We start from the raw sequence: 20697 nt of genomic DNA on the forward strand, positions 1-20697 counted from the left end.
TGTATTATTCCGGTTTACAGACCCAGCGCACCATATCCTTAATTGAGGGTTCCTTGCCATACATCACCATACCCGCTTTAAACAATCGTCCCGCAGCGACACGGATAAGGTAGCAACCAAGTAATGCGCTGACCAACGCACATAACACTTGCCAAATGGGTACTTCAATTAACGCCATTTTTACTGGCATCACCACAAATGCGGTAAGCGGGAAAAGACTCAAAATATCCACGGCAAGGCTGCTTGGACTATCAACAATCATAAACGCGATAACAATTGGCAATATAGGGATCATCATAAATCCTGTCTTGCCACTATGGTTAGGATCGTCAATAGCTGCGGCTATTGCTGCCATAAAGGCTGTTGCCATATAAAGACCTACTATCGCAAACAGGGTAAACCAAGGCAACATTGCAAAGTCTATCATCGTAAAGTCCAAGGCTTCGTTTTTTACAACGACTTGTATAAAAGCCATCGCCAACAAAAATGAAAATAACGTACTTAACATAGCCTTTAGACAATGGAGCATTTGACCAAATATTTTGCCGTCAATCCAAGTTTGCGCACTCATACAAGAATATAATTGCTCGGTAACACGCTGCTGCTTTTCTCCGGTGATAGACACGAAGATCTGTCCAAATGACGTAAAAATACCGATGAACATCAATAGCATCACGCCAAATGCGGTCATCGAAGACTGGTTGTGCGCCTCCTTAACCGCATCCTTTGTGTATTGATTGGAAACGCTCACAGGTTGCTGTAACAAGGCAAGCTGAGCCGCAGATAAATTAAAGCTCTGTGCGAGTTCGTTGCTGTAAAACTGCGTAAGCGCTACCTCAACTTCATTCTGCCAAGACATCTTACCTGTGGTAATCAGTTCAAACTGTAACGCCTCACCCGCTTGGGCTTGAAGTATCAAAATACCGTCAATTTCCTCTTGTTCTAACTGAGTCAGAAGTTCAGCTTTTGAAGCATCAACTCGCTTTAGAAGCAAAGGCTCAGGTAACTGAGTTAAGTTCATGGCGGACGGTGTTGCGATAACATATTGCTCAGGTTCAAAAAACGAAGTGCTTTGCCAAAAATAGATAAGCAAGCCTATCGCCAGCATAATTGCTTTACCGATCAGCTCCTGCTTGAGTTTAAAAAAGTACATAAACTCCCATTTGGTCACTTGCAGTATCTGTTGCAGCTTATGAGACATGGGCATGCTCCTGAGATTGCACTTTGCCTTGATGAGACTCGATTGCTTTAAGATAGAGTTGATGCAAGTCCATCGTTTTGGTTTCTATTCCTTGCAAAGTCGTTGATTTAGACAAATCGGCGAGCAGTAAATTAAGCTCTGAGGAGTCACTCAACTCAAACTTAATTTTACTCTGACTTAATTGAGTACACGCGACCTTGTAGTTACCAAAATTGAGCGCTGCGTAGTTCGTTGCCTCACTGAAACTCACTGTGATATCGATGCCAACACCAACGTCCTGTTTTATTTCGGCTAATGTGCCATAAAGCACAGCTTGCCCGTGATTCATTAACAGCATTCGATCGGCAAGCTTTTCTACCATCGCCATCTGATGTGCGCTTAAAATAACGGTCATGCCTTGCGCTTTTAACGCTTCTAAAAACACCACCACCTTTTCTTGGTTGATGGGGTCAAGACCAGAGAAAGGCTCATCAAGCAATACAACCTTGGGTTTGTGCAACACTGCCGATATTAACTGTACTTTTTGCTGATTGCCTTTTGACAACGATTTCAACCGCTCATGCGCTCTATCACTTAAGTCAAACTGCGTTAGCCAAGACTCAATCTGTGCTAGCGCTGCGTTTTTCTCAACACCGCGTAGCTTGGCAAAATAGAGCAAATTCTGCTGCACAGTTTTTTCAGCGTACAGCCCTCGATCTTCAGGGAGATAACCTAAACTTTGATGGGGGATTGATTGATATGCTTGCCCATCAATATTCACAGCGATTGTGCCGCTATCTGGATAGGTAAATCCAACCAACATTCTCACAAGGGATGATTTACCCGCACCATTGGGACCCAGTAATGCAAAGATCTCACCTTGTTTAACGCTAAGACTTAGATTGTCTACTGCTTTTACCGAAACATATTGCTTCGACACTCCTGTTACTTGCAATAAATCTGGCATAACTTTCCTTTAAAAACAAATGAGGGCTTTCGAAAAAGCCCTCTCCTACCATGTATCGATTAGAGTGCCTTGATGTTATCGGCGGTTTTCTTATCAATCAGTTTTACAAACGGATCAACTCCCGCAAATTTCGGTAACTCTGTTACTTTCAACTCAATCTTATTTTCACCCGATGTGATCGCGTGCTTTTGTAGATATAACAGCGTTTCGTCACTTTGAATGTTGTTAGGATCAGCAGAGAATAAAGCTATATCAATCTCTTGATTAAGCGGGATTTCTTCTTCGTTACCTTCACCATCTGCATGCTTTTTCGCCGCCTCAACCGTTAAGGTCACCGTATGTAGCTCTCCCGCTTGCGTCGCTTCTTGCACTTCAACACCCGCAAGCTTAAGCTCATACAACGTAATCGCATTGAATTGATCTTCGATAAATACCTGTTCTTGCTCTGAAGCCCCCGCTTTCAAGTAAGTCAAAAAGTCGAGTGTCGTTGGGTAGATATCTGTTCTAAAACGATAGTCATTTAAGAAGCTTCTTAATGCGCTATTGAGTCGCGTTTCTCCAAGTAAATCGTGCAGCGCTAACATCACAACAGAGCCTTTATTGTAGTGAATATATTGCTGACCGATTGTTCTGGATAACGCCCGCTCTTCATACGGATCAGAACCTCGTCCACTTAAATAGGTGTCTAGTTCATACTTCAAGAATTTACGGAGATTATGCTCGCCGTACTTTTCTTTCATCACCATAATGGCAGAATACTGCGACAACATTTCCGACAGGATATTTGACCCCTCCACATTAGCACCAATCACCTGATGCGCCCACCACTGGTGTGCCAGCTCATGTGACGTCACATAGTAAGGTACATTGATATTGTCAGTATTACGGGTGTCCGTTAAAAATCCAATATTTTCCGAGTACGGCACTGTATTGGCAAAACTTTGCGCAAAGTCTCGGTAACGAGGAAACTCAATTATACGCATTTGCTTATGTTGGTAAGGCCCAAACTCTCGAGTGAAATAATCAATAGAGTCTTTAGTCGACTGCAGCATGGTGTCTACATTCCAAGCATGATCTTTATGGTAGTAAACCTCGAGCGCAATGCCTTTGTATTCTTCCTGTTTCACCTCAAGATCCATCGACAAGATGTTATAGAAGTGCAGCATTGGAGCATCCATTTCATAGACATAGGTCGTGCGGCCGTCCTTGCTGTGTTTCGATTGCAAATAGCCTGGCACCATCGCAACTTGCGATTCATCCGTCGTCACCGTTGCGGCGAATGTGACGAAATTTTCCGCAAATAATGGTTCATGATGATAGTGTGTTTCTTCAATCTTATTACCACGTTTTAGTGGTTCAAGGCCGCGCTGACGACGCTCACTTTTGTCTTGAATTTGCTTATAGATGCTATAACCAAATGTCGGGAACAAGGTCGTGTTATCGATGAAGGTACCATTATTCACTAAGGTTTCATCATTGCCTCTATCTACAAAGCCAAGCGTTTGCCGTACAACTGACATCGTAATTTCACGCTGCTCACCCGGTGTCATTGGTTGTGAAAGCTCAAGCCAAGCGTGCTTAAAGGTTTTATCCTCTTCACCAAGCGTAGCGCCAGCCATTTCCACTTGCCACGCTAAAGTATGATCAGGTTTATTGACCAAGAAGCGAGTAATCTCTTTATCTGAGCGGTTTTCAACCAACAGCTTTACTTGCGCTTCAATACGACGTGTCTTTGGAAATATCTCAGCATTGAGCTGTACATCTAACGTGACTGGTACAGGGTCATCTCGATACTGGGCAAATTGTTGCTCATATTGCTCTGCGATATCTTCAGCTTCATCTTGCGTAATAAACTCATTGACCACTTGCGTGTTGTAGTAAATGTAGCTGCCACTACCCACGAATATTAAAGCACCACAAGCTAATAATGCTTTACCTGCATTACCTAACTGATAGCCCATCAGTGCAATGCGTGCTTTCAGCGTTTGCCCCGCACCACGAGGCCAAAGTGCATAGCTTAGTGTCGCTAACATCATGCTAAAACCAAACCAGTACAAATTGTACCAATGTGCCGCACTAAGGAAATGACCATAACCATTAATATCTGAGTACGGCACTGAGGAAGTTTCACCTAAGTGGTACATATTGTGCTCAAAGCCAAAGTTGCTCAGGACTATCGAAATAATGAAGTAAACGACATATATTCCCATACCCATATATTTGCTTGGACTCATCACCTGTATCAAAAATGCTAAGGTGGTTTGGAAGGCAAAACCTAACACATATAAATATCCCAAGCGCACAATATACTGGGCGAGATCTATCTGTGTCACACCCGACAATAATTGATAGCTAATGGTTATCAAGCTACCAAATACACATAGCAGCGTCATCACCGCAACTAGAGCGATATATTTAGAGCCCCAAAATACCCAGTTTGCAACAGGATAAGAGTCAACAATATCTCCCATTCGCGAATCACGGTCATGCCATACCAGCTCAGCGCTGTAATACACCAACACAATGACCAACAATTGCCAGAAGCTGCCGTGGATAAGCTCCACCATTCTAAAGGTCACTGGCCATACTTCTGTGCCATACCAATTAAATGAGCCAACCAATGCAGGTATTAAGGTTGCCACCGCCAAAATTAATAACACTAAGAATGGATAGCTTTTAAGCACTTGCTTTACTTCAAAAGTGGTTCTGGTGCAAAAGTGCACCCAACTACTACCTACGCTCGCTTTAAAATCAAAACGATTCAGCAATGCCGACGCCTGGCTACCATCTTCTTTGGCTTTACTCTTGGTTTTTTGTTTTTGCGGTAAATAATGAGAAGTATTTAAGGCTAAAGCACCTAAACTGAGCAGTGCAACTGACATCCAAATTAAGCGGTTATAGAGCAGTTCATCAACCAGGCTTATGACTGACGTATTGCGATCTGCAATGGTCCAATATTCTGATTGCGCCGAAATAGCTGATAGGCCAAACATGTCTACATACGCAGCAATAGTACGGTATTCAATATCTGAAAAAATACTATTTGCCACAAGATAAGTCACAAACAAACCCACAGCAACTAAGTACATTGCTATCATGGTTCTAAATTTTTGCGCCACCAGCGCAAATAGGCTCGCCATAAAAAACAGTGACGGGGCCGCGATGACAAATAGTGGCGTTAGGTAATAGTTGAGTTTATTAGGCCCAATCAGTTCGGTATCCAACCAACCGACTAATCCGCCGATACCAGAACCTACCCAGATCCCCACTAAACACATTGAAAATACTAACAAGGTGACAAGATATGCACCGAGAAAACGACCCAATCGATATTGCGCTAAGTGCAAGGGCTTACTCAAAATAAGTTCACTGAACTTACTTTGATCGTCTCTTATCACCGCACTACCAACAAAGTTAACCACCAAAAAGATGGAAAAAATGGTCATGATGGCAACGGTTTGTAAGATGGCAAAGGGCGAGTTTACATTGACGTTACTGCCACCACCAATCTGTACCGAGTCCGAAACTGAGGCAAAAAAGGTGAGCAAAAATAGAATCAGAGAAGTCACATAAAAGGAAGGCTGACGGACAAAATACCGCAGCTCAAAACGCATCATTTTAAATAGCATCTGCCTACTCCTTACGCTGCTTGATTATTTCGATGAGTATGCAGAGTAGAAAAATAGACGTCCTCTAAATCGGCAGGTACCGCTTCAAAACCTTCAGGTGCTTGATCTGCAAATACGTTAAGTAAGGTCTGTCCCGCAAATAATCGCTTAGAAATAACCGGTAAGTTTTGCTCTACTTCTTTCGCTTCTGCAAGTGTGACCGACTTACGCCAGATTTTCCCCTGTAGCTGCTCGGTGAGCGCAATTGGATTACCTTCAAGTAAAATTTGTCCGCTCGCCAGTACGGCCATATTCGGACATAGCTCAGATACATCCTCCACGATATGCGTCGATAAGATAACTACTTTACTCTCACCTAAGCCAACGAGTAGGTTGTGAAAACGATTACGTTCTTCTGGGTCTAGTCCCGCCGTCGGTTCATCCACAATGAGTAAATCAGGGTCGCCAAGCAGTGCCTGTGCAATACCAAAGCGTTGACGCATACCTCCAGAAAATCCGCTTACCGCATTTTTACGGTGATCATATAAGTTAGTTTGTGCGAGCAATCCGTCCACGGCTTCTTTACGTTCTTTTTTATTATTCAACCCTTTTAAAATTGCCATATGATCCAATAAATCATACGCACTAACACGTTGGTAAACACCGAAATCTTGCGGCAGATAGCCTAGACGAGCACGGAGAGCTTTGGGCTCTTTTAAGACATTCACACCATCGAACTGTATGGTGCCAGCATCCGCCGACTGTAATGTAGCAATCGTGCGCATCAACGATGATTTTCCAGCGCCATTGGGTCCGAGTAACCCAAACATTCCCTTTGGAATAGTCAGGTTTACACCTCTCAAAGCATGAACACCATTATCATAGGTTTTTGAAAGTCCTGATATTTCGAGCATTTTTATTTCCTTTCCGGATTTTTATTATTGTCCTTTTTATAACATTTACCTAGGTTAGTGACAATTAACATAAACATATCAATTGCAAATAAAAGTAAACACTGAAACACTAAGAAACGTTCTTAGTTTACAAAACCCAAGGAAAACTAACATGCAAGATCACGCCAACCACCCACTGACGGATTTTATTGAATACCCTCACGAAGAAATGCTAAGTCGCGCGGAAGCATTCTTGGAAAACAGTAAGAGACGTCATAGCATCCGTGCTTTTAGCGACCGCTCAGTACCGCAAGAAATCATCGAAACCTGTATCAAAGCAGCGGGCACAGCCCCCAGTGGTGCAAATCATCAGCCATGGCATTTCGTAGCGATTGGCAGCGCAGAAAAGAAAAAGCAGATCCGAGCTGCAGCCGAAGACCTCGAGCGCTCGTTTTACCAAGGCCGTGCCGGAGATGAGTGGTTGGACGCGTTAAAACCTTTGGGCACAGATGCACAAAAGCCCTACTTAGAACATGCACCCTGGCTTATCGCTATTTTTAGTCAGAAAAAAGGTGGGATCCACGCGGAAGACAAAAATACCAACTACTATGTCCATGAATCGGTTGGGATAGCTACTGGGTTTCTTATCCAAGCCCTGCATAATGCAGGACTAGCCACACTGACCCATACTCCTAAACCTATGAGCTTTTTAAGCGAGTTGTGCGGCAGAGATAAAGATAACGAACGTCCTTATATGTTATTGATTGCGGGCTATCCAAGTGAAGATGCAACTATTCCAGAGCACGCAACAGTGAAAAAATCACTCGCCGAAATCGCTTCGTTTATTTAAAAGTTTGGATCAGCTAACTATCGCTGTACAGCTAGCTGATCGCCTTCGTTTAGGCCACTGATAACAATCGTTTTATTACCAGTCTCTTCGCCCAACCTGAGATAGCGTTTGTGAAGCTGGCCACTTTCTATTACTTCAACCATCGCCAATTGACCATACTTGCTGATCATATTCGTTGGAATTTGGATAACCGCCTGCTCGCCAAGCACAAGCTCAACCAGCGCGTACATGCCAGGCACCACATTTTTCAGCAAAGGCATATCCAATTTAATAATAAAGCTGCGCGCTTGGCTGTCGGCAATTGGCACCATTTCCGACACACGTGCGGTTTGGCTTATGTCTAGCGCAGGTATGCGCACCTTAATCTCGCTTCCTAACTGAATATACTTAACTTGGCTCTCGCGAATTGGCGCTTCAATCTGCAATTGTAACGGATTGAATAGCGAAATAATGGCGCCACCGGGGCTAACCATGCTGCCCGGCTCTTGTAAGCGCGCTACCACTTTACCCGAAATAGGGGCTGTGATTTGCGTGTAACCCAGCGCGACTTCTGCACTGCGATACGCCTCTTGCAATGCCTTATCTTGCGCTTGTAACTCGTTCACTGTGGCTTGCCACTCATCCACTTGGTTAATCGCAATAAGCCCTTTTCCATTAAGAGATTTATTGCGTACTAACTGCTTAGTTGCTTGATCTAGCTTGGCTGAATTCGCCGCTTGCTGCGCCGCCACTCTTTGCAGCTCTGCTTTAAGCTCGGCATCATCGAGTGTTGCTATCAGCTGTCCCGCAGTGACTTTATCACCAGCTCTGACGTTAAGCGTTTTAAGCTCCGCCAATAACCGACTGGACACTAACGTATTTTCTTTTGCGACTACGCTCGCAGGCACTTGTTCAATCATCGCAATCAGCGACTTTTGCACGGTATAACGTGCGCCTTGATAGGCTGGAAGTTCAGACTTATTACCAGGAGCTAGCTTATTTTGGAATCCACCAGCAAGCCATACGACCATCAATAATAGGCAAAAAATAGCAAGAACAGGAATAGCGATTTTATTACGAGACATGAGAAGACTCCTGAACTGATAAGGCATTAAGAGATTGATTAGGTGTCGATGATGATTTGAATACTAAGTAGTAAACGATAGGCACGACCAGCAGTGAAAATAACGTTGAAGCAATGATCCCGAAGATAATAGCAAGGGCGAGGCCACTAAAAACGGGATCTAAGATAATCACCAAGTTGCCTAATAACGTCGTGCCTGCAGTAAGTAATACCGGTCGCATTCTTACACTTCCCGCCGCAATCAATGCGTCGATAAGTGCCATACCAGCCGCACGAGACTGATTAATAAACTCCACCAAAATCAGGGAATTTCTCACCACGATTCCGGCCAGCGCTATCATCCCTATCATCGCGGTCGCTGTAAATAACACAGGCTCTGGCGCACCTGCAATCACACGCTCACCAAATTGATTGAGCAACCAAAAGCCCGGCATAATCCCTATCATAGTGAGTGGAATAGCCGACATAATGATAAGTGATAAGCTACTAGATGCCGTTTGTATCCGCAGGATGATAAATATCGCCACCAGTGCAAATGCAAATGCGATCCCCATATCCCTAAATACATCTATGGTAATGCGCCACTCACCTTCGCCTTTAAAGGTATAGTGGGTTCCTTCTAACATCGACCAAGTGACTCCACCGCCACTGTGTAAAAAGGTACGAGACGTCCAATTGCTCGGCGTTACCTGTTGGTTTTCATCCGCAACCACATCGGCAATCACCTCAGCTGGGGTACGGCCATTTAGCTCCGCAAACACATAAATCACTTCTTGTAGGTCTTTTCGAAGGATCACGGGAGCCGTAGGGATAGATGTTAATTCGCCCAGTTCACCAATCGCTACAAGGGGCCTCGCAGCCTGCTCTAAACCATATTCTTGAGTGGTTTTAGCCAACTCCTGACGACCACGAACTTGCATCGCCAATACGTTTTGCCATTGATTACGCTGCGCGTAACTCACACCTAACTCGATGGGCACCGTTGCGACCTCACCTTGAGTATATAAAAAGCCTGCTGACATGCCGCTGCTTGCAACCACTAAAGATTGATTAATATCCTCTGTGGCCACACCTGATAACGCGGCCTTTTGTTTATCAACTACAAACCGCTTTAACCATGTTGGCGAAACCATTGAGGTGTCAACCTCAACCACATGTGGCTCCTGCCTTAAACGATGCGCTAACCTCTGGGCTGCTTGCTCTTGCGTATCACGAGCAACAAACGGATCTGCATAAACCTCAGCAACGAGTGTACTTAATACCGGAGGTCCCGGTGGCACTTCCACCACTTTTACTTGCGTCAAAGTTTGGTTAAAAGGCTGAAGCTTTTCACGCAGTCGCATGACGATGGCGTGAGATTGATGTTCGCGTTCACGCTTATCCACCAGTAAAACTCTAAGTTCGGCAAGATGCGTACCACTACGACGATAATAGCCTCGCACCATACCATTAAAATCCATACTGGAAGGCTTACCGACAAAAGCGGCGATGTCGGTCACTTCAGCTTCTGACCAAACGATTTGCTGTACTTGCCTCGTCATTGCGGCCGTTTGCTCAAGGCTGGTTCCCTCGGGCATATCTATCAGTACTTGGATTTCACTTTTATTGTCAAACGGCAGCAATTTCAGTGGTACGGCTCTAAAAATAGGGAGGCTCACACTCGCAACAAATAACCCTAACACGCCCCATAATAACCACTTGGCTTTGCGGGGGTTTTGTAAAATTGGCAGCATGATTTTGCTGTAGTACGAGTCTTGAGGCGCGACTTCACTTGTTTTTGTATCCGCTTTGAGTAACTTTTTAGACAGCCAAGGCGTCACTAAAAAAGCCACTAACGTCGAGGCAATGACACTAATGGGGACGTTAAATGCCATGGGTGCCATATATGGGCCCATCATGCCAGTAATAAATGCCAATGGAATAAACGCCATGATGATAGTTAACGTTGACATCAAAAGCGCAGATTTGATCTCGACCATAGCAGCGACAATGTTATGATCTGTGTCAGCTGCCGCGCCGCGATGAATAAAGCGGCTAATATTATCGATCCCAGTGATTGGGTCATCGACTAACAATCCCAGCGACAAAATAAGCGCAAACAAGGTGACCCGATTAATGGTGTAACCAAACGCAAAGTCCAACCCAAGTGTAATGCCATAGCAAATTGGCACTGCAAGACCAACAACGATGGCAGGCCGCCAACCTAAAAATACACCGACAAATATCACAACGGTAAATACCGCAAAGGCCAAGCTAGAGGTAAGATTATTGACTTTGTCATTGGCCGTCTCGCCATAGTTTCTTAGTACTTTTACCGATACCTCAGCGGGAAGGATCTCCTGTTGTAGCTGGGTTACAAGCGCTAAACTTTGCTCTGCAACCGTTACCGCATTACTTCCCTTTTGCTTCGCCACGCCAATCGTCACTAATGGTGCATCAGCCTGACTGTCGCTGCTTGCTAACCACTGATAGCTATCGGGTTCACTAGGACCATCAATAACCTGAGCAACTTCTTTTAAAACAATGGCACGGCCATTGATTACATTCACCGTGAGACCTTCAAGTACCGACTTATTACGAAGGACATCACCAGATTCAAAGGCAATCGTGTTACTGCCTGCCGTCACTTGCCCGACTCGTGTCACTAGATTACTACTTTGGATAGCACCTAAAACATCCATTGGTGTTGTTTGATGTGCAGCAAGCGCAGCTAAGTTCAACTCAACCCTAAGTGCTCTCGTGCGCCCGGTAATAACTGAAACCTCGCTGGTGTCTGCGATGCTCTGTAACTGGATAGCTAGCTCTTGTGCAAAGCGCGTTAGCGCGTAGTCATCATATAGTTGCGGCTTGGAACTTGTCAGTCCAAGCATCAAAATTGGAACGTCATCGACTTCTATTGGACGGATCTGCCACTGAGTGACAATTCCCGGCATAGTATGCTGGTTGGCATACAGTTTAGTGTAGGTGTTGAGAATGGCTTTCTCTCTGTCTTCACCCACATGAAATCTTAAAGTAACAACCGTGCCGCCGGTTTGGGTCGTAGAATAGACGTGTTCAACGCCTGGAATTTGCAGCAGTAACTTTTCAAGTGGAGTGGTGACCAATCGTGCTACTTCTGGTGAGGCAGTATTTGGTACCGACACATGAATATCCAACATAGGCACCACTATTTGTGGTTCTTCCTCTCGTGGTGTCATTTGCAATGCAAATAATCCAAGTACCACAGCGCACAAGAAGATAATCGTTGGCAAGCTGCCTTGTAGAGCATACCGAATGACACCATCTAACTTTTGCATCTCATTCGTTCCTAGTTACTCTGCACTTGAGGCGCAGAACAGCTGATATAAACTATCGAGTAGTACAGCGACTCGGCTATCTTTAACATGATAATAAATCGTCGCCCCCTCACGCCTAGTCGCCACGATTTGTGCCTTTCTCATGCTGGCTAAATGTTGTGATAAGGCAGACTGCGCTAACGGCACCATTTCATTAAGCTGGCTAACACTGAGCTCTTGCTTTTGCAATGCACACAAAATCATCAAGCGATTTTTATTCGCCATAAGCTTTAACAAGGCTTCTGCCTGTTCGGCATTTTGCGCCATTTGCTGCAGTTCCATGTTGACTCCCAAAAAATAAATGCGCTTAAAGTATAGACACAAACATTAGCAATGTCTAATATTAGAAATATCTAATATTAAAGGTGACACTCATTATGACCTTACATCCTCTACTTAGATTAATCGCTGGTGTTATGTTTGCCATTTCTTTACTGCTCACACATTTTGTCAACCCACATTGGGTTTGGTTTAGCGTGTTTATTTGTGTCAATTTAGTGCAGTCTGCTTTTACTAACTGGTGCCCTATGATCGTTATATTGAAGAAACTTGGCATTCAGGAAAGGTGAGTCATAATGAAACCGATAACCCAATAAGGAGCTATATATGCTGATATCTGCCCAAGATGTATTAAAGACAGTAAAGCCTAATCAACGCTGCATTGACGCGGTACAAGCAAAATCAGAGATTGCACAAAACAATGGTCTGGTTATCGACGTGAGAGAGCCGGCTGAACATAGTCAAAAGGCAGCCAACGGCGCGGTAAATATCCCAAGAGGATTGCTAGAGTTTAAGCTTCCAGAGCTGGAAAAAGACGCAGACAGGCCAATTTATTTACACTGTGCTGCTGGTGGCCGTGCTATTTTTGCCGCAGAGCAACTAACACGTATCGGTTACACCAATGTCAGCGTAATTACCTGCAAAGCTGAAGTGGTGTGTGACACTTTATAAAAAAGGAGTGCTGTGCAGAGCACTCCTTGCACTTTTCTTATGCGCGGTTTGGAATAATTTTTATTTCTACTCGGCGGTTTTGTGCCTTACCTTGCTCAGTATCATTGCTCGCGATTGGCTGAGACTCACCCATGCCCTCTGCGTATAATCGCGCAGGAAGTACCTGCTGTGATAATAAATACTGCTTTACGCTATTCGCGCGCTGTTCAGACAAAGTCTGATTGAAGCTCGCTGAACCAGTAGAGTCTGTATGCCCGACAATCGTTAAGAATGTCTTATCGTACTGCTGCATCACACGTGCAATGCCTTGAAGCGTATTGTAAAAACCAGGGCTGATAGCTGACTTACCTGTCGCAAAGGTTATGTTTGATGGCAACACTAAGCGCATTTGATCGCCTTCACGAACCACCTCAACCCCCGTGCCCGCGAGCTCTTGGTTAAAAGCGGCTTCCTGCTTGTCCATATAGTTACCAATTGCGGCACCTGCAATTGCCCCAACCGCAGCACCAATGGCAAGACGCTTATCTTTGTGGTTACCAGTAGCCTTACCTAACACCGCACCAGTTGCAGCACCAATCGCCGCACCTTTACCTGTGTTATTCATTTCACATCCAGACAAAGCAACCACAACGGCTGCACCAATTAACATATTTCTTGCAATCATCTTCCCACCTGAGTTCGTTTCAACTTGATTGTCTATATTGTTGCAATAAATAATTAACTCTGGCTGAAGCCTTGTTGGTTTTTTTAAGGATGAGCAGGGACTAAGTCGCTTATATGCTCAGAAACTGGTGGCAGTTTATATTTTGCAACCACAGCATCAAGCTGCTTTCTCTCAGCCAATTGCTTCATCGTTAAACGAATGGTTTGCGCAAGCTCGGTGCCGCTGAAGCGTTTGCTCATTGCCATATGGCCATAAATCGGCTGAGCGTGGTGATAGGAGACTTTTTTCAACTTTTCAATGGGCTGACCAAGCACTTCCATCGCCACCTCAGCGGTGTCTTCAACTGCGATCACAAGGTCAACACGTCCTTTAAGCAATAAATCAAACGCCACTTGCTCACTAAACACAGGGACTTTATTGAGTTGACGGTCTTCATCAAAGCGAGGGTAAAAAACGCCGCCACGCATCACCGCAATCCGCTTGGTATAAAGATCCGTATATTGTTCCACCCGAATATCGCTGTCTTGCTTAGCATAGAACACAAACGAAGATGTCAGCGCCATGTAGGCGGGTTCGACAAAGTTGATTAACTTTTCTCGTTGAGGCGTACGGATCAAGCCACCCATGACGTCTACCTCACCTTGCGCTATCATCCGCATACAGCGAGAGAAAGGACAGGGAACGGCATTTATTTGATAATCAACACTAGCCTGAGCCTGCACCGTTGCCAATATATCTAAGATTAAACCTTGCACTTCACCATTGTCTTCAATAATGCTATACGGTGGCGCGTGATCAACAGCGACATTAATTTGCTGAGCAAAACAAGAGAAGTTCGCCAACAAAAAAAGTAAACACGGCGATAAAAAAGTCATTCGCATAATACTTATCCAACTGAGGCGCACTCGCGCCAAAAGTCATAAATATGTCATATAAAATTGTGAAGATATAAGGTTAACAATATCACAAGGTACACTATGTTTCTGAAAATATTTTACCAGTTTTTGTTATTAGGATGTACGAGCTTTGGAGGACCTGCAGCCCACCTTGGGTTCTTTAAAAAACACTTTGTCGATAACTTAAAATGGCTGAGTAACGAGCGCTATGCCAGTATGATCAGTCTGTCACAAATACTGCCAGGACCGGGGTCTAGTCAAGTTGGATTCGCGATTGGTTTAGAAAAAGCTGGAATACTAGGAGGGATCGCCGCCTTCTTAGGGTTTACGCTACCGTCTTTTTTGCTCATGATCATGCTGGCATTAACCACTGAGCAGCTTTCGGGCACTGCGTTGAATGTCATCGATGGGTTGAAATTGTTTGCCGTTGTCATCGTTGCCGATGCGGTAATGAGTATGGCGAAAAGCTTTTGTAAAACCACAGCACTCAAATTCGTCGCATTTTTCGCCACATTCACGCTGTTGATGCTGCCGAATTTAAGCGCGCAATTGGGTGTACTTATGACGCTTGTCATCGCGGGTTACTTTTACTCATTCAGCAATGCGCCAAGTAAACCGAGTCAATCAAAAAGTCAAATCAACTGGTCTGTATTTGCGCTCTTTATTGGCCTATTTGCGTTAACCTTTGCCGCGCTACCAAATCAACTATTTGCCGAGTTTTATCAGGCAGGTGCTTTAGTTTTTGGCGGCGGTCACGTCGTGCTGCCGCTACTACAAACTAGTGTTGAGGGAGTCGCGCAAGAAACCTTCTTAACAGCTTATGCTGCCGCGCAAGCCATTCCAGGGCCGATGTTTACCATCGCAAGCTTTTTAGGCGCCGTTGTCGATAATACCCATCCCATTTTGGGCGCAGCAATTGCAACGCTCGCTATTTTCTTGCCGGGCCTACTGTTAATGTGGGCGTTTAACCAACAGTGGCAATCACTTATTGCATTGCCAAGGTTTGCAAGCATCAGCGCGGCCTTAAATGCCGGTGTTGTGGGAATTTTAGCCGCTGCGTTTTATCAACCAATTTGGCTTTCTGCGGTGCATAGTTTGCTCGATATCATCGCGGTGATATTAGGTTTTGCAGCACTTAAATGGCTAAAGCCCGCGATATGGCAATTGCTTATTGCCTTTATGGTGTTTGGGGTTATCGCTGGAAGTGTGTAGGCCACCTTTCTGTGGCCTTGGTGATTATTCTACAGTTGCGTCAGGTTTACTACCGGCGCGCACTTTCACGCGGTGTGCGCCAAAGTAGTCACTCACACTTTGGTATGGACGTAACCCAAATGCTGGCATTACGCTTAGCATGTAGTCCAAAATATCGGCTTGTAGATGCTCATAAAACACCCAGCGTTTATCGCGACTAAAACAGTAAAACTCCAGAGGCAAACCATGCTGCGTGGGGGCAAGCTCCCTGACCATACATAAACAATCTTGATTAATGGCATCATGCTGCTTCAAGTAGGCCTCTGCATAGCGTCTAAATAAGCCTAAATTGGTGATATCGCTTGGTACATCGTCAAGCTTTTCCAGTAGTGGATATTGCTCGGTTAGCAACGCTCGCTTTTGCTCAGCCAACGACTCAATGCTAGTAAAATCAATATGAATGGCGCGTTTTATGCGACGTCCTGCTGACTCTTGCATGGCACGCCAGTTTTTAAATGAATCAGAGATCAACATATAAGTTGGTATGGTGGTGACGGTGTTATCCCAGTTACGTACCCTAACGGTATTTAAACCCAGATCTATCACCTCGCCGTCTGCACCAAATGCGTCAACTTGGATCCAGTCACCAGTGGTTACCAGTCGATTGGCTGCTATTTGAATACTCGCAACCAATCCCAAAATCGTATCTTTAAATACCAAAATAATGACTGCCGCGATAGCACCAAAACCAGAAAGAATATAAGTCGGTGATTTATCCACCAAGATACTGACCACCAATATAGAACAAACTATAAATATCAGTAACTTAATTACTTGAATAATCCCTTGGATCGGCACTTCTTTGGCGAATGGAAAGAGGTTATAAACGCCATTACCTAAATTGACTAAACTGCTAAATAAAAACCCAGATGCCACCACCAACATAACGTACACCAGTGTTTCCATCACGATAAACACCCAAGCTGGCGCGACAAATAGACGCTCGTGGTAGGCGGAAAAGACCAGTAAACACAATACAAAGGCAAAGCGGCCGCTAAATTTACTTAACTGAGGGGCAAGGTGACCAATTTTACGCGGTGAAATATGGCGCGCGAGGTTTTCTACATTGGGTAGCACTAAACGGCGGATCACCCAATATAAAAACAATAACCCAACAACCGCGACACCGTTGGTGAATAACGCACTGATCACAGTGCCTTGCGGTAACTCTTTTAACCACGGTTGAACGACATCATGAAGGTGATCAAACTTCATAGCTGTTTTAGCTCCTCATTGAGCGTGTCATTTGGCTCAGTCGAATGCAGCCAATGCGTTTCGAGTTGGCTATCTTTGCGTTGCCAAACTTCATTCATAAAAGATTGAAACTGTACACGATAAGCTTTATCGGCTTGATAGTTACCAAGTGGCACTTTCTCCATCGCAATGTAGTCTATTTTTACATCAATTGCATCCAAGCGTCCAAGCGTAAATGCACGGCAAATATGCTCACCCTCTAACTCATAAGCCAAAGTCGCGTTGAGCATGCCGTCAAGTTGCTCAGATAACACTTCTAGGGCAAACGCTACACCACCCGCCTTTGGTTTGAGCAGATGCTTGAACGGGCTATTTTGATGCGCATGTTTGGCTTTAGTATGACGAGTACCTTCCACAAAATTAATTACCGTTGTGGGATGATCACGAAAATTGCGACAACTGGCTTTGGTACGCTCTACATCCATCCCTTTAAGCTTAGGGTTTTTGGCGATCTGCGCTTTACTCGCACGTTTCATAAATGGCATGCCCATCGCCCATGCACCAGTACCAATGAAAGGCACGTACTTTAATTCATCTTTTAGGAAAAATTTAGGTGCAGGTAGTACCTCCATGGCACTAAGCACAACGATATCAAGCCAGCTAAGATGATTGGAAATTAACAAATACCACCCTTGAGCGTGTAATTCTTTTGGCAAGCTCACTTGTATTTTGTCGCACGCGATGCGCAAACCTAGATAGTTGCCTTTACACCACATACCGTAAAAAAAGTGCAGTGCTGTAGAGATAAACTTAACTGGCACAAGCAATTTTATGATGCCAAACAATAGCACCAATAAACCACACACAAAGGTATTCACCAGCAGCCACACACTGGCCGATAGCCCGAGAAACCACTTAGGTAGTATTTGTTTTAACATCACAACATCCTTCTACTACTTTTTATCGGCAAGCTCCACAAGTTGTGCATCTTTGGCTTGCCACAAGGCGTTTAATTCGGATTGGAAACGCACTCTAAATTCGGGATCATTCGTGTAGTCGCCGACCAAGTTTGCACTGACCGGCATTACTTCCACCTGAACATCTACTGACTTCACTTTACCAGCGATAAAGTCTGCAAAAGTTGGTACACCACCGGGATAATGGATGGTGACATTCACCACTTTGCTGATTTGCTCACCCATGGCCTGCATCACAAATGCGATGCCTCCCGCTTTTGGTTTAAGCAGGTGTGTGAATGGGCTTTTCTGCTTACTATGCTTGGATTCGGTGTAACGCGTACCCTCAACGAAGTTTACAATACTCACTGGCATTGTTTTAAACTTTTCGCATGCTTTTCGCGTCGTTTCTATGTCTTTACCACGCAATTTAGGGTTTTTCTTTAATTGCGACTTGCTGGTTCGCGTCATAAAAGGAAAATCGAGCGCCCACCAAGCAAGGCCTAGCACGGGTACGTACAGCAGCTCTTTTTTCAAAAAGAAATTCAAAAACGGGATTTTGCCATGAAGCACTCGCTGCAACACTAAGATATCCACCCAACTTTGGTGATTAGCGATAACCAAGTACCAGTCTTTGCGTTTTAGCTCATCCAATCCGCTAACATTGAGCGTATACGGCGCAATGAGGTTTTGGCTCACTGAATTACACGCGACCCAGTTACTCGCGCACGCTTTAGCAATATAGCTCATGGCTTTTTGCAATGGTGGGATGGGCAGGAGCTTAATCAAGCCACAAATAAAGATCGGTATAAACCAAAATATAGTGTTAACGGCATACAGCAAGATGCTGATCACTTTACGAATAAACGACATTCATTCCCTCATCGTGTTTTACGGCAGAGCTGTATCATACCTTGAAAATCACACACAATTAAGCCGACCAGTTGGTCGGCTATAATTTATTCCATTTCACTATTTGAAAATCAATCTTCGAAGTAAGTATAACCTTCAAGTCCAGCGTTTAACTCTTGTAGATACTGAGCTTTAATTGACTCTGGCAACGACAAGGCCGCGACTTGCTGTGCGTAGTTCTCAGATAGCACCACTTTGTCATAATGAACAAAGCGCAGTACATCTTCAACACTGTCGCCCTTGATTGCATTAGTGAGTTTATAACCCTCATCACAAAGCTCAACGTGTACTGAGTCTGTGTCACCAAATAAGTTATGTAAATCACCCAATATTTCTTGATAGGCCCCCACCAAGAACATCGCAACGTGATATTGCTCTCCCGGCACATACTCTGGAATGGGTAGACTTGACTCAATACCCGCACCCTCAACATAACTGTTGATTTGACCATCAGAATCACAGGTAATGTCCTGAATAATCGCCCTTTGCGTCAACGGTTGATTGAGCTTGTCGATAGGCATCACCGGAAATAGCTGGTCAATACCCCACACATCCGGCAGTGATTGGAACAACGAGAAGTTCACAAACAGTTTATCAGCCAGCTTTTCATTGAGGTCGTCTAATACTTCTCGGTGTGCTCTCGCATTCTCATTTAAGCACTCACGCACTTTATGAAGTGTCGTGAAGTAAAGCTGTTCAAGCTGCGCCCACTCTTGCATGCTGATCAAACCATGCACGTATTGGTCGTGTGCATCGCTGAACAAGTGCATAGCGTCATGATAAGTTTCTAAGGCCATGCGAGGGGTTAATTGTGACAACGAATGCCATAACTCTTGTAATACTAGTGGGCTGGTATCTTGTGGTTGCACCGGTTCGACTTGATTTGGCGCTTTTTCTACGTCGATCACATCCGTGATCAGCATCGCGTGATGGGCAGTTAATGCTCGGCCAGATTCAGTAATAATATCCGGATGCGGAATGCTATTGAGCTCCGCAATATCATGAAAAGCATGCACCACATTTTTCGCGTATTCCGCCACTGTATAATTCATAGAGCATGAACTACGAGAACCTGAGCCTTCGTAGTCCACTCCTAGGCCACCGCCAACATCAACGATACGCAGCGGAACACCTAGTTGGTATAGCTCAGCATAGTGACGCGCACATTCTTTAAGCGCACGTTGAATATCGCGAATATTGGCAACTTGCGAGCCGATATGGAAGTGTACCAACTGCATTAAGTGCAAACGATTATGCGACTTAAGTAGCTCAACCGCTTGCAGCACTTGGCTAGCAGTAAGACCAAACTTGCCTTTTTCACCACCAGTATTTTGCCATTTGCCTTTACCAACTGAATTAAGACGAATACGAATACCAATCGACGGTTCAATGCCTAAATCGTCGATTTCCTGTAATAAGGTATCCAGTTCAGAGAGCTTTTCAACGACTATGTTTACTTGATGGCCCATCGCTTGACCGATGCAAGCTAAACGCAAGAACTCACTGTCTTTGTAACCGTTACAGACAATGGTAATAGGTTGGTGTGCCACACCCAAAATTGCCATCAACTCAGGCTTAGAACCGGCTTCAAGGCCAACAAGACCGCTTGGATGAGCCAATAACTTGCTGACAACCGAGCGCTGCTGATTCACTTTTATTGGATAAACACAAGTGTACTGGCCTTGGTAATCACGTTGAGTTCGTGCAGCAGTAAATGCTTGAGTCAAGGTATCGACACGATGTTTTAAAATGTCGGTAAAACGCACCAAAACCGGCAAAGTTAGCCCCTGCGCTTTAAATTGCTCAGTTAACTCTGGAAGAAGAATTGGTGGCTTAGTGCGATCACCATCAGGAAACGCCACTAACTGGCCCTGTTCATTGATATCAAAATAGCCGTCACTCCAGTGAGTAACGTTATAGATAGAACGTGCTGTTTGCAGACCCCAAGTCATTGCTGCTCTCAATTAATTCTTTATA

The 20697-nt window shown here is 44.6% G+C and carries 17 protein-coding genes; 4 read left to right on the forward strand and 13 right to left on the reverse strand.

Going from position 1 to position 20697, the window contains the following annotated elements; all coding sequences use genetic code 11:
* Positions 1-4: 4 nt before the first annotated feature.
* From GSF04_RS22140 to GSF04_RS22155, 4 genes are read right to left on the reverse strand one after another with little or no spacing between them, the layout of a single operon-like run.
* Entirely contained in the window at positions 5-1201 is a 1197-nt protein-coding gene (locus GSF04_RS22140; RefSeq protein WP_211858806.1) for an ABC transporter permease, read from the reverse strand.
* Positions 1191-2147 carry an ATP-binding cassette domain-containing protein gene (locus GSF04_RS22145; protein WP_211858807.1) on the reverse strand — a complete coding sequence of 319 codons (957 nt, stop codon included), beginning with the start codon at positions 2145-2147 and terminating at the stop codon, positions 1191-1193. The genes GSF04_RS22140 and GSF04_RS22145 overlap by 11 nt, the downstream gene beginning before the upstream one ends.
* Before the next feature lie 59 nt (positions 2148-2206).
* Positions 2207-5776, reverse strand: a complete 3570-nt coding sequence (locus GSF04_RS22150; RefSeq protein ID WP_211858808.1) for a M1 family aminopeptidase — start codon at positions 5774-5776, stop codon at positions 2207-2209.
* A gap of 11 nt (positions 5777-5787) precedes the next feature.
* A complete protein-coding gene (locus GSF04_RS22155) occupies positions 5788-6669 on the reverse strand; it encodes an ABC transporter ATP-binding protein (RefSeq protein ID WP_010378221.1) in 882 nt (293 codons plus the stop codon).
* 151 nt (positions 6670-6820) lie between these two features.
* Here GSF04_RS22155 and GSF04_RS22160 point away from each other — a divergent pair, with 151 nt between their 5' ends.
* Complete coding sequence (locus GSF04_RS22160; RefSeq protein ID WP_069020419.1) at positions 6821-7498, forward strand: nitroreductase family protein; 678 nt, start codon at positions 6821-6823, stop codon at positions 7496-7498.
* Positions 7499-7515: 17 nt separating this feature from the next.
* On the opposite strand, the gene GSF04_RS22165 is transcribed toward GSF04_RS22160, so the two are convergent.
* From GSF04_RS22165 to GSF04_RS22175, 3 genes are read right to left on the reverse strand one after another with little or no spacing between them, the layout of a single operon-like run.
* The gene (locus tag GSF04_RS22165; RefSeq protein ID WP_211858809.1) at positions 7516-8562 is read right to left on the reverse strand and encodes an efflux RND transporter periplasmic adaptor subunit; all 1047 of its coding nucleotides are present in this window, start codon (positions 8560-8562) and stop codon (positions 7516-7518) included.
* On the reverse strand, positions 8552-11857 hold the full coding sequence (locus GSF04_RS22170) for an efflux RND transporter permease subunit (protein ID WP_211858810.1): 3306 nt from the start codon (positions 11855-11857) through the stop codon (positions 8552-8554). Before GSF04_RS22170 ends, GSF04_RS22165 begins: the two co-directional genes overlap by 11 nt.
* Positions 11858-11872: 15 nt before the next feature.
* On the reverse strand, positions 11873-12178 hold the full coding sequence (locus tag GSF04_RS22175; protein ID WP_010378211.1) for a metalloregulator ArsR/SmtB family transcription factor: 306 nt from the start codon (positions 12176-12178) through the stop codon (positions 11873-11875).
* 134 nt (positions 12179-12312) lie between these two features.
* Here GSF04_RS22175 and GSF04_RS22180 point away from each other — a divergent pair, with 134 nt between their 5' ends.
* Together GSF04_RS22180 and GSF04_RS22185 are read left to right on the forward strand one after the other, a co-directional pair.
* Positions 12313-12465, forward strand: a complete 153-nt coding sequence (locus tag GSF04_RS22180) for a DUF2892 domain-containing protein (RefSeq protein ID WP_083229929.1) — start codon at positions 12313-12315, stop codon at positions 12463-12465.
* Positions 12466-12502: 37 nt separating this feature from the next.
* Complete coding sequence (locus tag GSF04_RS22185; RefSeq protein WP_010378206.1) at positions 12503-12847, forward strand: rhodanese-like domain-containing protein; 345 nt, start codon at positions 12503-12505, stop codon at positions 12845-12847.
* Between the two features lie 37 nt (positions 12848-12884).
* Here the strand turns inward: GSF04_RS22185 and GSF04_RS22190 are convergent, their stop codons facing one another.
* Together GSF04_RS22190 and GSF04_RS22195 are read right to left on the reverse strand one after the other, a co-directional pair.
* Positions 12885-13511, reverse strand: a complete 627-nt coding sequence (locus GSF04_RS22190; protein WP_039493461.1) for an OmpA family protein — start codon at positions 13509-13511, stop codon at positions 12885-12887.
* An 83-nt stretch (positions 13512-13594) separates the two neighbouring features.
* Positions 13595-14386 carry a transporter substrate-binding domain-containing protein gene (locus GSF04_RS22195; protein ID WP_249122427.1) on the reverse strand — a complete coding sequence of 264 codons (792 nt, stop codon included), beginning with the start codon at positions 14384-14386 and terminating at the stop codon, positions 13595-13597.
* 102 nt (positions 14387-14488) lie between these two features.
* On the opposite strand from GSF04_RS22195, the gene chrA reads away from it, so the two are divergent.
* Entirely contained in the window at positions 14489-15619 is a 1131-nt protein-coding gene (gene chrA / locus GSF04_RS22200) for a chromate efflux transporter (RefSeq protein WP_211858812.1), read from the forward strand.
* 24 nt (positions 15620-15643) lie between these two features.
* Here the strand turns inward: chrA and GSF04_RS22205 are convergent, their stop codons facing one another.
* From GSF04_RS22205 to speA, 4 genes are all read right to left on the reverse strand, one after another.
* Positions 15644-16873 (reverse strand): mechanosensitive ion channel domain-containing protein, encoded by a 1230-nt coding sequence (locus GSF04_RS22205; RefSeq protein WP_211858813.1) that lies wholly within the window; start codon positions 16871-16873, stop codon positions 15644-15646.
* On the reverse strand, positions 16870-17790 hold the full coding sequence (locus GSF04_RS22210; RefSeq protein ID WP_211858814.1) for an acetyltransferase: 921 nt from the start codon (positions 17788-17790) through the stop codon (positions 16870-16872). The genes GSF04_RS22205 and GSF04_RS22210 overlap by 4 nt, the downstream gene beginning before the upstream one ends.
* Before the next feature lie 15 nt (positions 17791-17805).
* Complete coding sequence (locus tag GSF04_RS22215) at positions 17806-18681, reverse strand: acyltransferase (RefSeq protein ID WP_010378193.1); 876 nt, start codon at positions 18679-18681, stop codon at positions 17806-17808.
* Between the two features lie 110 nt (positions 18682-18791).
* The gene (gene speA / locus GSF04_RS22220; RefSeq protein ID WP_130165100.1) at positions 18792-20672 is read right to left on the reverse strand and encodes a biosynthetic arginine decarboxylase; all 1881 of its coding nucleotides are present in this window, start codon (positions 20670-20672) and stop codon (positions 18792-18794) included.
* Positions 20673-20697 lie beyond the last annotated feature (25 nt).

Origin of the sequence: Pseudoalteromonas sp. A22 (assembly GCF_018141345.1) — a bacterium.
In the GTDB taxonomy this organism is placed as follows: Bacteria; Pseudomonadota; Gammaproteobacteria; order Enterobacterales; family Alteromonadaceae; genus Pseudoalteromonas; species Pseudoalteromonas maricaloris.

Coding starts and splice junctions, on each gene's coding strand:
- GSF04_RS22175 (WP_010378211.1), bottom strand. CDS start 12,178: ATGGAACTGCAGCAAATGGCGCAAAATGCCGAACAGGCAGAAGCCTTG.
- GSF04_RS22205 (WP_211858813.1), bottom strand. CDS start 16,873: ATGAAGTTTGATCACCTTCATGATGTCGTTCAACCGTGGTTAAAAGAG.
- GSF04_RS22160 (WP_069020419.1), top strand. CDS start 6,821: ATGCAAGATCACGCCAACCACCCACTGACGGATTTTATTGAATACCCT.
- GSF04_RS22190 (WP_039493461.1), bottom strand. CDS start 13,511: ATGATTGCAAGAAATATGTTAATTGGTGCAGCCGTTGTGGTTGCTTTG.
- GSF04_RS22165 (WP_211858809.1), bottom strand. CDS start 8,562: ATGTCTCGTAATAAAATCGCTATTCCTGTTCTTGCTATTTTTTGCCTA.
- speA (WP_130165100.1), bottom strand. CDS start 20,672: ATGACTTGGGGTCTGCAAACAGCACGTTCTATCTATAACGTTACTCAC.
- GSF04_RS22210 (WP_211858814.1), bottom strand. CDS start 17,790: ATGTTAAAACAAATACTACCTAAGTGGTTTCTCGGGCTATCGGCCAGT.
- GSF04_RS22215 (WP_010378193.1), bottom strand. CDS start 18,681: ATGTCGTTTATTCGTAAAGTGATCAGCATCTTGCTGTATGCCGTTAAC.
- GSF04_RS22150 (WP_211858808.1), bottom strand. CDS start 5,776: ATGCTATTTAAAATGATGCGTTTTGAGCTGCGGTATTTTGTCCGTCAG.
- chrA (WP_211858812.1), top strand. CDS start 14,489: ATGTTTCTGAAAATATTTTACCAGTTTTTGTTATTAGGATGTACGAGC.
- GSF04_RS22180 (WP_083229929.1), top strand. CDS start 12,313: ATGTTTGCCATTTCTTTACTGCTCACACATTTTGTCAACCCACATTGG.
- GSF04_RS22155 (WP_010378221.1), bottom strand. CDS start 6,669: ATGCTCGAAATATCAGGACTTTCAAAAACCTATGATAATGGTGTTCAT.
- GSF04_RS22140 (WP_211858806.1), bottom strand. CDS start 1,201: ATGTCTCATAAGCTGCAACAGATACTGCAAGTGACCAAATGGGAGTTT.
- GSF04_RS22145 (WP_211858807.1), bottom strand. CDS start 2,147: ATGCCAGATTTATTGCAAGTAACAGGAGTGTCGAAGCAATATGTTTCG.
- GSF04_RS22195 (WP_249122427.1), bottom strand. CDS start 14,386: ATGACTTTTTTATCGCCGTGTTTACTTTTTTTGTTGGCGAACTTCTCT.
- GSF04_RS22170 (WP_211858810.1), bottom strand. CDS start 11,857: ATGCAAAAGTTAGATGGTGTCATTCGGTATGCTCTACAAGGCAGCTTG.
- GSF04_RS22185 (WP_010378206.1), top strand. CDS start 12,503: ATGCTGATATCTGCCCAAGATGTATTAAAGACAGTAAAGCCTAATCAA.